The 14,209-nt window shown below is 62.9% G+C and carries 9 protein-coding genes; 1 reads left to right on the top strand and 8 read right to left on the bottom strand.

Going from position 1 to position 14,209, the window contains the following annotated elements; all coding sequences use genetic code 11:
• Positions 1-172: 172 nt before the first annotated feature.
• The 8 genes from uvrA to ASE80_RS14740 all read right to left on the bottom strand — a co-directional run bounded on the left by uvrA (position 173) and on the right by ASE80_RS14740 (position 12,955).
• Positions 173-2,692, bottom strand: coding sequence for an excinuclease ABC subunit UvrA (gene uvrA, locus ASE80_RS14775; RefSeq protein ID WP_056859568.1), 2,520 nt, complete (start codon positions 2,690-2,692; stop codon positions 173-175).
• Positions 2,689-4,401: an ATP-binding protein gene (locus ASE80_RS14770; RefSeq protein ID WP_056859567.1), complete on the bottom strand. Its 1,713-nt coding sequence runs from the start codon at positions 4,399-4,401 to the stop codon at positions 2,689-2,691. Before ASE80_RS14770 ends, uvrA begins: the two co-directional genes overlap by 4 nt.
• A gap of 110 nt (positions 4,402-4,511) precedes the next feature.
• Complete coding sequence (locus ASE80_RS14765; protein WP_056859566.1) at positions 4,512-7,583, bottom strand: error-prone DNA polymerase; 3,072 nt, start codon at positions 7,581-7,583, stop codon at positions 4,512-4,514.
• Positions 7,580-8,992, bottom strand: a complete 1,413-nt coding sequence (locus ASE80_RS14760; protein WP_056859565.1) for a Y-family DNA polymerase — start codon at positions 8,990-8,992, stop codon at positions 7,580-7,582. Before ASE80_RS14760 ends, ASE80_RS14765 begins: the two co-directional genes overlap by 4 nt.
• A gap of 7 nt (positions 8,993-8,999) precedes the next feature.
• The gene (imuA, locus tag ASE80_RS14755; protein ID WP_056859564.1) at positions 9,000-9,614 is read right to left on the bottom strand and encodes a translesion DNA synthesis-associated protein ImuA; all 615 of its coding nucleotides are present in this window, start codon (positions 9,612-9,614) and stop codon (positions 9,000-9,002) included.
• Positions 9,614-10,231, bottom strand: a complete 618-nt coding sequence (lexA, locus tag ASE80_RS14750; protein WP_017135402.1) for a transcriptional repressor LexA — start codon at positions 10,229-10,231, stop codon at positions 9,614-9,616. Before lexA ends, imuA begins: the two co-directional genes overlap by 1 nt.
• A 1,220-nt stretch (positions 10,232-11,451) precedes the next feature.
• Positions 11,452-12,039 (bottom strand): NUDIX domain-containing protein, encoded by a 588-nt coding sequence (locus tag ASE80_RS14745; protein ID WP_056859573.1) that lies wholly within the window; start codon positions 12,037-12,039, stop codon positions 11,452-11,454.
• A 67-nt stretch (positions 12,040-12,106) separates the two neighbouring features.
• Positions 12,107-12,955, bottom strand: a complete 849-nt coding sequence (locus ASE80_RS14740; RefSeq protein ID WP_056859563.1) for an SDR family NAD(P)-dependent oxidoreductase — start codon at positions 12,953-12,955, stop codon at positions 12,107-12,109.
• A gap of 162 nt (positions 12,956-13,117) precedes the next feature.
• On the opposite strand from ASE80_RS14740, the gene ASE80_RS14735 reads away from it, so the two are divergent.
• Positions 13,118-14,044 (top strand): alpha/beta hydrolase, encoded by a 927-nt coding sequence (locus ASE80_RS14735; RefSeq protein ID WP_056859562.1) that lies wholly within the window; start codon positions 13,118-13,120, stop codon positions 14,042-14,044.
• Positions 14,045-14,209: the final 165 nt, after the last annotated feature.

The raw sequence follows: 14,209 nt of genomic DNA, 5'->3' as shown, positions 1-14,209 counted from the left end.
GGGGCACAGACCTTTTGGTTACTTTTGGCTGGGCCGGCATTCCGGGCGTTTGCCAAAAGTGACCCGCCGTCAGGGCGGAACCCTAAGCCGCCGTTACCTAAATAACGGATATGTACACCGAAACACCGCCATCACAGGCAAGCCAGCTCCCACAATTAATCGGCGTTGAAACTTACACCAACTCCCGCGCCAGAAACGGTGCGGTACGGCTGGCCTTACTCCTGGCCACCGTCTGCGGCGTACCACGAGCCACCACCTTCCCGCCCAGATCCCCAGCCCCCGGCCCAATATCAATCACCCAATCCCCCTGGGCCACCACGCGCATCTCATGCTCCACCACAACCACCGTGTGCCCCGCCTCCACCAGATGATTAAGCTGACTCAGCAAACGGTCCACATCCCGTGGATGCAAACCCGTAGTCGGCTCATCCAACACATACAACGTCGCGCCTCTGGCATTACGTTGCAACTCGGTCGCCAACTTGATCCGCTGCGCCTCACCGCCGGACAGCTCGGTCGCCGGCTGCCCCAGACGCAGATACCCCAAACCGATATCCCGCAACACTTGCAACGAACGCAACACCCCAGGCTGCTCGGCAAACACCTCGACCGCCTGCTCCACGGTCAACCCCAGCACCTGGGCAATGCTCAAGCCTTGCCACTTGATCGCCAACGTTTCAGGGTTATAACGCGCCCCATGACACGTCGGACACGGCGCATACACACTGGGCATAAACAGCAACTCGACACTGACAAACCCTTCCCCCTCGCAATGGGGGCAACGGCCCTTGGCGACGTTGAACGAGAACTGCCCGGCATCGAAATGACGCTTCCTGGCCGCCGGCGTTGCTGCAAACAATTTGCGCACGTTATCGAACAAACCGGTGTAAGTCGCCAGATTGGAGCGCGGCGTGCGGCCTATGGGTTTCTGGTCCACCTGCACCAAACGTCGAATCTGTTCCAAACCGCTGCTGATCCTCCCGCCACTGCTTTGCGGGGCATCATCTTCAAGGCTCGGTTCTTCGTCGCTTTCCAGCACACGACCCAGCCCGGTCCCCACCAGCTCCAAAAGCGCCTGGCTGACCAGGCTGGACTTGCCCGAACCGGAAATACCCGTCACCGCCGTAAAGCAACCCAGCGGGAAATCCACGCTCAGGTCCTTGAGGTTATTACGCGTCACGCCTTCAAGCTTCAGCCACCCGGACGGCTCACGTCGCGTACGGCTGCAAGTGCGCCGCTCGGCGAACAGATACTCGCGCGTCTGCGACGCCTGCACATCCGCCAACCCGGCGGGCGGGCCGCTGTACAGCACTTGCCCGCCATGCTCACCGGCCGCCGGGCCCACGTCGATCAGCCAGTCGGCGCGGCGCATGGTTTCCAGGTCATGCTCCACCACAAACAACGAATTGCCGGCGGCTTTCAAACGCTCAAGCGCAGTGAACAATGCTTCGCCATCCGCCGGGTGCAGGCCCGCCGAGGGTTCGTCCAGCACATAGATCACGCCGAACAGCTGCGAGCCCAACTGGGTGGCCAGGCGCAGGCGCTGCAATTCCCCGGACGACAATGTGGGCGTGCTGCGCTCCAGGGACAGATAGCCCAGGCCCAACTCGGTCAGAGTGCTGACCCGCTCCAGCAAGTCCTGGGCGATACGCTGGGCCGCCAGGCGTTTTTCCACCGAGAGTTTCATCGTGTCCTGCCCCGCCGCCACCGGGCGCAGCAGCTCGGCCAACTGCGCCAGCGACAGCTGCGACAGCGCGCCGATGTCCACCCCGGCAAACTTCACCGACAGCGCCGCCTTGTTCAAGCGCTTGCCGTCACACGCCGGGCAGGCGCTGCCCTGCATGAACTGCGACACGCGCTTTTTCATCAGGGCGCTTTGGGTGTGGCTGAAGGTGTGCAGGATATAGCGCCGCGCGCCACTGAACGTGCCCTGGTAGCTCGGCTCCAGCTTGCGTTTCAGCGCGTCGCGGGTCTGCTGCGGGGTGAAGCCTGCGTACACCGGCACGGTCGGGGTTTCTTCGGTAAACAGAATCCAGTCGCGCTGCTTTTTCGGCAAGTCGCGCCACGGAATGTCCACGTCATAGCCCAGGGTCACAAGGATGTCACGCAGGTTCTGCCCCTGCCACGCCAAGGGCCAGGACGCCACCGCACGCTGGCGAATGGTCAAGGACGGATCGGGCACCATCAGCGCCTCGGTCACCTCGTACACGCGGCCCAAACCGTGGCAGTGCGGGCAAGCGCCCTGGGGCAGGTTGGGTGAAAAATCCTCGGCGTACAGCATCGCCTGCCCCGGCGGATAACTGCCGGCACGCGAATACAGCATGCGGATCAGGCTCGACAAGGTGGTGACGCTGCCCACCGATGAGCGCGCACTCGGCGTGCCGCGCTGCTGTTGCAGAGCCACGGCCGGTGGCAGGCCTTCGATAGCGTCCACATCCGGCACGCCGACCTGGTCAATCAGGCGCCGCGCATAGGGCGCCACCGATTCAAAATAGCGGCGCTGAGCCTCGGCATACACCGTGGAAAACGCCAGGGATGATTTGCCCGAACCCGACACGCCGGTAAACACCACCAGGGCATCCCGGGGGATATCCACATCGACGTTACGCAGGTTGTGTTCGCGGGCGCCGCGCACGCGTACAAAGCCTGGGCGCTGGGCGGTGATCGGGGGGATGTCGCGCTGTGACGTCATGGGCAACCTTGTCTGGCGGTGAGCACGCTGCGCACCCGTTGCGTGAGGGCTTCGGGGCTGTAGGGCTTGCTCAGCAGATGAATGTCGGGGCTCAGCAAATGCGTGCTGGAAAGAATGTCGCGGGTGTGGCCGGAAGTGAACAGCACCGCCACCGGCGGGTGCTGCACGCGGGCCCAGTCGGCCAGGTCGGTGCTTTTGACCCGGCCGGGCATCACCACGTCGGTAAAAATCAGGTCCGGGCGCACGTCGTTTTGCAGGGCCTGCATGGCACGGTCGCCGTCTTCGGCGGTCAGTACGGTGTAGCCCGATTGCTGCAGCAACTCGACCACGGTCAGGCGCACGCCTTCGTTGTCTTCGACCACCAGGATGGTTTCCTGGCCGCCGCTGTGGGGCGCTTGCTCGGTGTCGACCTCACAACATTCGGGTTCCAGGCTGTGGGGGAAATACATCTGCACCACCGAGCCTTTGCCCTCCTCGCTCCAGACCTCCACATGCCCGCCGCTTTGACGCACAAAACCAAACACCATGCTCAAGCCCAGGCCGGTGCCGTGCCCTTCGCGCTTGGTGGTAAAGAACGGCTCGAACGCACGCTTGAGCACCTCCTGGGGCATGCCGACACCGGTGTCGGTCACCGACAAACGCACGTATTCACCGGGCTTGATGCTTTTACCGATGCAATCGCCCGGGTTGAGGATGATGTTTTCGCCACTGATGCGAATCACGCCCTCGCCTTGCATGGCATCACGGGCATTGATCGCCAGGTTGAGCAGCGCGTTTTCCAATTGGTTGCGGTCGACATTGATGCACCAGGAATCCTGGGGCAGTTGCACGTCGATATGAATGGTCTCACCCAACGCCCGTTGCAGCAGTTCGCCTAAACCGGCGTAGATGCGTTGCGGGTTGTACACCGCTGGCGACAACGGCTGGCGACGCGCAAACGCCAACAGTTGCGAGGACAGCTTGGCGCCGCGCTCCACCGCCGCAATGGCCGCCGTGACCCGGCGCTGCACCTGGGGGTTGTCCGGCTCATTCCGGGCCAGCAGGTGCAGGTTGCCGGCGATCACTTGCAGCAGGTTATTGAAGTCATGGGCCACGCCGCCGGTCAGGCCGCCGATGGCTTCAAGCTTCTGGGACTGGCGCAACTGATCTTCGGCGGCGGAACGCGCTTGCACTTCGGCGGCGACGCGTTGCTCCAGGTTATGGGTGAGTTCCTGGCGCAGGCGCTCGGAATGCACATGCTCGGTGGTTTCCACCACAATCGCCAACACCCCGGCCGGCTGTTGGTTATCCCCGGCGACGGGGCTGTAATAGAGGTCCAGCCAGACGGTTTCCGGCTTGCCGTTACGCAACAACACCAGGTCTTTGTTGTTAAACGTCAAGGTACCGCCCGCCAGGCAGGTGTCGACCACGTGGCGATTGAACTCGGCCACCTCCGGCCAGCCCAGCTCCACCGGCGTGCCGAGCAAGTACGGATGCCGGCCGCCGGCAAACACCGAATAGCTGTCGTTATAGATCATGTAGCCCGCCCGCCCCCACAGCATCACCATCGGCACGGGCGAGGCCAGCATCATTTGCACGTTGCAGGCCAGGCTGGCGCTCCAGGTGTCAATCGGGCCAAGATCCGTGGCGGACCAATCGAAAGCACGGATACGCTGGGCCATTTCACCGGACCAGCCTTCACAGCCATAGGGGTTGGATAAAAATTGCATCGGTTGGCTCTGTGCAAAGAGAGGGTATTTGCAACGTTTTGGAGCGCGCCAGCGGCAGATGGTTTCACTTGTTATACGTTAAGAGGTAACGCCGGCAAAAACCACTGCCCTCAATGAAAATCCCGGCTGCGCACATGGATGCCTTCCAGCAGTGGCGTCAGGTCGGTAAGACGCCCGGCAATCAAGTGCCGCACCTCGCCCACCGCCTCCCAGCGCCCGTCGACTTTGAGCAGCCGCGAGCCGACCAGCGCCAGGCGCTGGCGTTCTGCCAGGTCGCGCCACACCACCACATTGAGGTTGCCGAATTCATCTTCCAACGTCACAAAGGTCACGCCACTGGCGGTGCCCGGGCGCTGACGCCCGGTCACCAGACCGGCGACGCTGACATTGCGCCCATGCTCCACCGCCATCAGCTCCAAAGAACTGCGGCAGCGGCGTTTGCGCAACTCATCACGCAGCAACGCCAGCGGATGCGGGCCCAGGGTGGTGCCAACCGTGGCGTAATCAGCCTGCAAGTCTTCGCCAACCGTCGGCGCCGGCAATTGCACCGCCGCTTCTTCGGGGCTCGGCAGGCCCGCGAACAAGCCCAACTGTTTATGCACGCCTGCCACTTCCCAGCGCGCGGTGTGCCGGTTGCCCGCCAACGCACGCAAGGCTCCGGCATCCGCCAGCAACGCCTGGGCCCGCGCATCCAGGCCGGCGCGGTCGTCCAGGTCGGCAATGTCGCTGAACACACGACTCTGGCGCGCCGCCTCAATGCGCCGCCCATCCTCCTCACGAAACCCCGAGATCATGCGCAAGCCCAGGCGAATCGCCGGTTGCTGGCCGTCGACAGGCTCCAGGCTGCAATCCCAATCACTGGCCAGCACGTCCACCGGGCGGATCTGCAAGCGGTGGCGCCGCGCATCCTGCAGGATCTGGTCCGGGCTGTAGAAACCCATGGGCCAGCTGTTGATCAAGGCGCAGGCGAACGCCGCCGGTTCATGGCACTTGAGCCAGCAACTGGCGTAAGTCAGCAAGGCAAAACTGGCCGCATGGGACTCGGGGAAACCATAGCTGCCAAAGCCTTTGATCTGCTCGAAGATCTGCGCGGCAAATTCCTCGCTGTAGCCGTTCTTGAGCATGCCGGTGCGCAGGCGCTGCTGATGCGGTTCGAGGCCGCCATGGCGTTTCCAGGCGGCCATGGAGCGGCGCAACTGGTCGGCTTCGCCTGGGCCATAGTCGGCGGCAACCATGGCGATCTGCATCACCTGTTCCTGGAACAGTGGCACGCCCAAGGTGCGCTTCAGCACCGCCTCAAGTTCCGGCGATGGATAAGTGGTGGGCTCTTCGTTATTCCGGCGCCGCAGGTACGGATGCACCATGCCGCCCTGGATCGGCCCAGGCCGCACAATCGCCACCTCAATCACCAGGTCGTAGAAATTCTTCGGTTTGAGCCTGGGCAGCATCGACATCTGTGCCCGCGACTCGATCTGGAACACGCCGATGGTGTCCGCCTTGCTGATCATTGCGTAGGTGGCCGGGTCTTCCTTGGGGATCGTCGCCAACGCCAGATCGCGGTTGCGATGGCGGCGCAGCAAGTCGAAACAGCGGCGGATCGCGCTGAGCATGCCCAACGCGAGGATATCCACCTTGAGCAGGCCGACAGCGTCGAGGTCGTCCTTGTCCCACTGGATAATGGTGCGCTCGGCCATGGCGGCATTTTCCACCGGCACCAGGGTGTCCAGCGGGTATTCGGAAATCACAAAGCCGCCAGGGTGCTGGGACAAGTGCCGGGGGAAGCCGATCAGTTGTTGAGTCAATGTCAGCACACGCCGCAGGATCGGGCTTTGCGGGTCGAAGCCGCCTTCGCGCAGGCGTTCCAGCGGCGGCGCATCTTCACTCCAGCGCCCGCAACAGTCGGCCAGCGCGTTGATCTGGTCCGGCGGCAAACCGAGGGCCTTGGCCACGTCGCGCACTGCGCCGGACGCGTGATAACTGCTGACCACCGCCGTCAACGCCGCGCGGGTGCGGCCGTAGCGTTGGAACACGTACTGCAGCACTTCTTCGCGGCGTTCATGTTCGAAGTCCACGTCGATATCCGGCGGTTCATTGCGCTCCTTGGACAGGAAACGCTCGAACAGCATACTCGTCAGGCTCGGGTCGATTTCGGTGATGCCCAAGGCAAAACACACCGCCGAGTTGGCCGCCGAACCCCGGCCCTGGCACAGGATCGAACGGCTGCGGGCGAAGCGCACGATGTCGTGCACCGTCAAAAAGTAGCTTTCGTAGCCCAGCTCGCTGATCAGCACCAGTTCCTTGTTGATCTGCTGCAAGGTCTTGGCGTCGACACCGTGCGGCCAGCGCTGGGCAATGCCTTCTTCAGTCACCGCGCGCAGCCAGGATTGCGCATCATGGCCGGCGGGCACCAGCTCGCGTGGGTAGTGGTAGCGCAGCTGGCTGAGGTCAAAGGTGCAACGTTTCGCGATGGCCAGGGTTTCATCACGCAGCGCTTGCGGGTACAGCGCGGCCAACGCCTCGAGGCCGCGCAAATGCCGCTCGCCGTTGGGGTGCAGGCGCGTGCCGGCTTCGGCCACCGGCACGTGATGGCGGATCGCGGTCATGGTGTCTTGCAAGGCGCGGCGACCCCGCGCGTGCATGTGCACATCGCCGCAAGCCACCGCCGGGATCTGCAGGCTGGCGGCCAGGGCCAGGCGCTGTTGCAAATGGCGCGCATCGTCCTGGCCGCAGTGCAGGTGCACCGCCAGCCACAGGCGTTCGGCGAAGGTGTGTTGCAGCCATTGGAGGGTGGCCTGGGTGTCGCTGTCTTCGGCCACCCACAGCGCCAGCAGGCCGGGCATCGGTTGTTCGAAGTCGGCATGCAGCAGGCGGTAACGGCCTTTTTCGGCGCGGCGGCGAGCCAGGGTAATCAGCCGGCACAGGTGTTGATAGCCGCTGAGGTCTTCGACCAGCAATACCAGTTTCGGACCGTTTTCGATGCGCATCTCGCTGCCGATAATCAGCGGCAAATCCACCGCCTTCGCCGCCTGCCAGGCCCGCACGATGCCCGCCAAGGTGCATTCGTCGGTGATCGCCAGGGCGCTGTAGCCTTGGCGCTTGGCACGTTCGAACAGCTCCAGCGCACTGGACGCGCCGCGCTGGAAACTGAAATTGGACAGGCAATGCAGCTCGGCGTAGCTCATGCGAACCAGCCTTGCAGCCACAGCCCGTCGTTCTGCCCCACACAGCGATAGGCCCAGCCTTGCTGGCCGGCACGGGTGCGGATCAGGTAATAGTCGCGGCGGATATCGGCGCCGTCCCACCAGCCGGATTCGATACGCTCCGGGCCCATCAGGATCTGCACGCCCTGCTCGGCCAGCAAGGTCGGTTCAGTCAGCAACCAGCCGGGGCGCTGCACTTTGTGCAAGGTCGGGCACGCACGGCTGTCGGCGCTCGCCTGCCAGGCACATTCGGGGCGGTGGTCGGCGTGAAAACGCAGGCTTTGTACGGCCTCATCGCCAAGCCGTGCGCGCAGGCGTTCGCGCAGTTGCTCCCAAGGCAAGGTTTGTTGCGGGCGATCGTCGAACAGGTCCTGGCGTTGCGGCACAAACACCGGCAGGTCCTGGGCCACCAGGCGAAAACCGCGCACCGGTGAGGTGACTTGCACTTGTTCCAGGCGGCCACGGGCCAGTTCGAACAGCATCGACGGTTCACGCTCGGCGCTGAGCAGGCCGACCTTGATCACACTGTCGGGCGCCTGGGCGTGTTCCAGGTGCACGTCAAAGCGCTGCACGCCACTGTCGCGTCCACAGAGAAAGGCGGACAGATCGCCGGTCAGGCGCCGTAACGGGAACAACAACGCCTGATGGGATTGCACGTCGAAATTCAGCTCGATGCGCACGTCGAACTGATCCGGCGGCTGGTAAAACGCCAGGCCCAGTGGGCGCTGCCCGCTCAGGGCATCCAGGTGCTTGAGCAAACCGGCGTCAAAGCGCCGCGCCAGGGTATGCCGAGGCAACGCCTGCACCTGGGCCAGCGTACGCAAGCCCATACGCGACAAGGCCGTGGCCGCCTGCGGGTCAAGGCCGGCGCGGTCGATGGGCAGTGGCGCCAGGGCCTGCTGCAAGGCGTCCTCACCGATCGCCAGGCCATCATAGATATTCGCCAACACCCGCGCTGCCGCCGGGTTGGGCGCGGCGACGATACGATGGCGAAAGCCCAATTCGCTCAACTCCTGGCGCAAGCGCGCCTCGAACTGCGGCCACGGCCCGAACAGACCCAGGCTTGACTCGATCTCAAACAGCAACGCACGCGGGTAATACACGCTGACCTGGGAGCTGAAACGGTAGGCCCAGGCGGCGAGGAACTGCTGCCAGCGCTCGATTTCGGCGGGGTCGTATTCGGCGCTGGCAAAGGTTTTGGCCAGGGCATGCGCGGCCGTCAGCGATTGACCAGGCCGCAGCCCCAAGGCCCGGGCAGCGGCATTGACGGTTTGCAGCACGCGACGCTGCGGCGTGCCGGCCAGCAGTACCAAGGGTTGGTCCGGCTCGGGGTGCACACGCTGCACCCCGTCCAGCGCCAATTGCGGGAAGACAATACACACCCAGCGCATGGCAACCTCAGTGCCCCGCCAGTGCAATCGGCGCCGGGTGGGCCAAACCGCCCCGGCACTTGAGCACCCGCACTTGCGCAGGTTTTGCCTCGACGGCCAGGCGCAAAGCGGCGGGCGATGAATTGACCGCCTCGCTCAAAGCGCGCCAGGCAAACGCCAGGGTCTGGCCGGTCTCGGCCGCCACCTGCAAGCGCCGCAAGGCACGGTCATCGGCCTTGCGCGGCCAGCACAACACCGCGCCGCAACTGCCGGAACGCAGGCACTGCTCCACCGCCCACAACACGTCATGCGCCTCGGCCTGGATCACCGAAAGCTGACGCAGATCCACCCCGGCATTCTGCCAGGCGTGGGGGTACGGCGTGTAAGGCGGCGCCACCAGCACAATGCGCTCGCCCGCCATGGACAAGCGGGCCAGGGTGGGCAAAACCAATTGCAACTCGCCAACGCCCTCCTTCGCCATCAGGATTTCACTCAGCGCCGACTCCGGCCAGCCGCCCGAGGGCAACACCGCGTCCAGCGCCGCCAGCCCAGTGGGGTGCACGCTGGCGGGTGGCGCGGCGGGCCGGCCTTTCCAGACGCGGCCGCCATTGAACAGCGTGTCCAGAGCAACGACGGCGCCCATCAACCTTGCCTCACCAGGCCACAGAACACCCCTTCGATGGCCAGGTCCTGATCCGGCCCGACCACAATCGGTTGATACGCGGGGTTGCGCGGCAGCAGGCGCACCTGCTCGCCATGGCGTTCAAAGCGTTTGATGGTGACTTCGCCGTCCAGGCGCGCCACCACGATCTGCCCGTTCAAGGCTTCGGCGCTGCGGCGTACGCCCACCAGATCACCGTCGAGGATGCCGTCTTCGATCATCGAATCGCCCTGCACACGCAGCAGGTAATCCGGGGTTTTGGCGAAAGTGGCAGGGTCGAGTTGCAGGCGGTTGTGCACTTCGGCATCGGCGCCGATGGGCAGACCGGCGGCGACACGGCCGAGTACCGGCACGTCCAGCCATTCAGGGCGCGCTGGCTGGTTGAGCAGCCGGATGCCACGGGCCTGGTTGGGGTTGACCTCGATAAAGCCGGCTTCGGTCAAGGCCACCACATGTTTGCGTGCGACGCTGCGGGAGGCGAAGCCGAACGCCTCGGCGATCTCGGCGAGGCTTGGAGGCTGGCCTTGTTGCGCGATGCGGTCGCGGATAAAGGTCAGGATGGCGGTGCGGCGGGGGGTCAGGGTTGTCATGGAGTACATTTGTACTCTTGTGGGAAATTTCTGACAATAGCCGGTAGTCGGGATTGGGGATTGGGATTAGGGTTGGGTGCATATCCGTTATTTGGGTGATGGCGACTTAGGGTTCCGCCCTGACGGCGGGTCACTTTTTGAAGGACCAAAAAGTAAGCAAAAAGTCCTCGCCCCAACACTCGGTGCCTCGCTGTGGCTCGGCATGCCCGCAATCCGACACTGATTTGGGGGGCCGCCGCCACGCGCCATCCATGGCGCGGGGCGGCTTGCCCGCAATCCGACACTGATTTGGGGGGCCGCCGCCACGCGCCATCCATGGCGCGGGGCGGCTAAACCGGCATCCCTGCCGGTTTACCCCCCAAATCACTGTCGAATTGCGGCCATCGTGTTTGACGGGGCGATTTCAGATCAAGATCAAGATCAAAAGCGCAGATCAAAAGACCGCTGACTTCGTCATCGAAAAGGATGTAAGGGCCAGAGCAACAGCAACGGCGATTTCAGATCAAGATCAAGATCAAAAGCGCAGATCAAAAGACCGCTGACTTCGTCATCGAAAAGGATGTAAGGGCCAGAGCAACAGCAACAGCAACAGCAGAGCCCCACTCGGTCAAAGGTGGGAGCTGGCTTGCCTGCGATAGCATCAACTGGGTGTACCTGATGTACCGAGATGTCTGCATCGCAGGCAAGCCAGTTCCCACAGAAAAGCAGCTCTTCAGTGCATGCAATCCGCAGCCGACCTCATATTCAAAACTGCATGAGGTCAACTGTGGGAGCGGGCTTGCTCGCGAATGCGGTGGGTCAGTCAATTCATCTGTCACTGACCCACCGCATTCGCGAGCAAGCCCACACATTTAGACTGTGTTGCATCAGGTAGATAGGCTGTTGCTTTGCACTTGATCTGGCTTTTGCTTTAACCACTCAGGTCGGCTACTAGGCCGCCGTGCTCTGCTTTTGATCTGCTTTTGATTTTGATCTGAGGCGCCCCGTCAACCACGATGGCCGAACGCAGGCTTGTTAGCCGCGCTGGGCCAAGGATGGCCCATCGCGGCGGCCCACGGATTCAAGCCGGAGTGAGGGCATGCCGAGCCTAAGCGAGGCACCAAGTGGTGGGGCGAAGACCTTTTGGTTACTTTTGGGGCGTTTGCCAAAAGTGACCCGCCGTCAGGGCGGAACCCTAAGCAGCCGTTACCGCAGAAATGGATATGTACTCAATCAATCACCCCACCCACTCACCAGCCATCTTTAAGCATCCGCAATTCCAGATGCTGCAACAGCATAATGGTCTTGCCATCAACAATCTCCCCACTCTGCACCATCGCCAGCGCCCGCTCAAACCCCAGCTCCAACACTTCGATATCCTCGCCCTCCTCCTCCAGCCCGCCCCCCGTACCAATCTGATCCGCCTGCGTATACTCACCGATAAAAAAGTGAATCCGCTCAGTCACCGACCCTGGACTCATAAACGCCGCATAGATTTTTTCCACATGCCCCACGCGATACCCGGTCTCTTCCTCAGCCTCCAGGCGAATACGCTCTTCAGGACTGGCATTGTCCAGCAACCCGGCAGCCGTTTCGATCAAGTAGCCAGGGTAATCGTTGACAAACGTAGGCATGCGAAACTGCCGGATCAACAGCACCGTGCGCTGCTCACGGTTGTACAACAAAATGGTCGCGCCATTGCCCCGGTCATACACCTCACGAGTCTGGGCCTGCCAGCTACCATCCTGGCGACGCAGGTCGAAGCTGTACTTTTTCAAGTTGTACCAGCTGTCTGAAAGGGTTTCTTCAGCGGTGATGCGAATAGGGCTGTTGTCCATGGTCGGGCCTTTGCTCATAGAAGCCGGGAGCATGTCGCGCCAGCAATGTCAGCGTCAAGCGACCTGCTTAAAGGCGCTGCTTGATGCGCGACCACGCGGCAGCGACCTCTTGCGCATTGGCCGCCTTGATGCGCGCTAGATTGCGCGGGTACTCCACGCCGGAGTTTTCCGTAAAACGCGTGGCGGTGAATTGACCATTGCTGGCGCGCAGGATATAGCCGGTGTCCTGGCACTGTTCAGAGGCCAGGAACACCACGCCCGGCGTCACCCACTCTGGCTTGAGTTCATCCGGCTCGTCGGTCACGCCCCACATGCGCGTCTTGGCCACCGGCGAGATCGCGTTGACCTTGATGCCGGCCTCGGCGCCTTCATGGCTCAGTGCGTTCATGATGCCCAATTGCGCCATCTTGCCGGCGCTGTAGGCCACCAGCCCGGTTTGCTCGTATTGCACGTACATGGCGCGGTCAGAGGTGGTCAGGATGATGCGCGGCGCCGCCGAGCGCAGCAGGTGCGGCCAGGCGTGCTTGCACAGCCAGAGCGGCGCGTAGAGGTTGATGTCCATGGCGCGCTGGAGGAAGGCGGCGTCGAGGTCGGCGATGTTCTGGTAACCGACCCAGCCGGCGTTATGGATCAGGATATCGAGCTGGCCGTAAGCCTCGAGGGTGAAGCTGATCAGTTGTCGGCAGCCCTCGTCCGTAGACAGGTCGCCGCCATGCCCGAGCACCGCCAGCCCTTCGGCCTGCAAGGCTGCGGCCGCCGCGTGCACCACCGCCGCATCGGTGCCGGCGCCCAGCTTGTCGGCGCCGATATCACTGATCACCACCTGCGCGCCGCTTTGGGCCAGCGCTCGTGCATAACTGAAGCCCAGCCCGCGCGCGCCGCCGGTGATGATTGCCGTTTTGCCGGTGAAATCCATGTCTGTGCTCTCCTGTTCGGCCGCCCACCCTAACAACCCGAGCAGGGGTTGTTCAAGGCTGCAACACTTTGCAAGCAATCCCCCTCTACGGCCGTCGAATTAATGCCTGCCTGCTCGCGCCATCTGGTAAAACGCCTGCTTCGCCTTTGTTCTGGAACCTTCATGTCCGCTCGTTTTCTGTCCCGCCTGGGCCTTCGCTGGTTTCCCCTGCTGTGCATGGCCATCCTGATTGTCGGCCTGCCGGTGGGGTGCGCCGTGCTGCAACACAAGGAGCGCGAACTGGTGTTTCGCATCGAGCCGGGCACCGCAGGCTGGTATACCGGCCTGCCCAAGGCGGTGCAGGAATTCGATATCAAGCCGGCCAGTTTTAAATCGGGGCAGAACCTGCACGGCTGGTGGTACCCGGCCGACCACAAGGATGCGCCGGCCATCCTCTACCTGCACGGCGTGCGCTGGAACCTCACGGGGCAGTTGTTTCGCATTGAACAGCTGCACGCGCTGGGCTTCTCGGTGCTGGCCATCGACTATCGTGGGTTTGGCCAAAGCCACGGTGATTTGCCGTCGGAAACCAGTGTGTATGAGGACGCGCGCATTGCCTGGGAACGTTTCCAGGTATTGCAGCCTGACCCCGCCAAACGCCTGCTCTATGGGCATTCGCTGGGCGGCGCCGTGGCCATCGACCTCGCCGCTGAGCTGAGCAGGCAAACGCCTGTGCCGGTGCGCGGGCTGGTGATCGAGTCCACCTTTACTTCCCTGGGGGATGCGGCCACCGCCGTGGCCAATACCTCGTTGCCGGTGCGTTGGCTGCTGTCGCAGAAATTCGATTCCATCGACAAGATTGCCGATGTGCACATGCCGTTGCTGGTGGTGCACGGCCTGGCCGACCAGTACGTGCCACCGCGTTTCAGCCAGCAGTTGTTTGAAGCCGCCCAGGAACCCAAGCGGTTGTTGCTCGTACCCGGCGCCACCCATAACAACAGCATGAGCCTGGCGGGTCGCAGTTATGGCCAGGCATTGGAAAAACTGCTGGAGGCGAAGAAGCCCGCAACCATCGCCACGCACTCCACAGGTCGAGACGGCGAGTCATAACCGCACTTTTCGGCACTGGGTTCGCGCTTGGCTGTCAAGCGCCAACCCTGCTCATACTGGCCCAAAACCAATTCTGATCAAATATTAACCGAAGGTTAAATCGCCAACCCTGCCGGGCCTTCGCAAAGTTATCCACAGAGATACCCACGGTTTTCGTGGACAACT

It is taken from the genome of Pseudomonas sp. Leaf15 (assembly GCF_001421425.1).
In the GTDB taxonomy this organism is placed as follows: domain Bacteria; phylum Pseudomonadota; class Gammaproteobacteria; order Pseudomonadales; family Pseudomonadaceae; genus Aquipseudomonas; species Aquipseudomonas salomonii.
The sequence above is the reverse complement of the archived record's forward strand: the minus strand, read 5'-3'. Positions and strand labels throughout refer to the sequence as shown.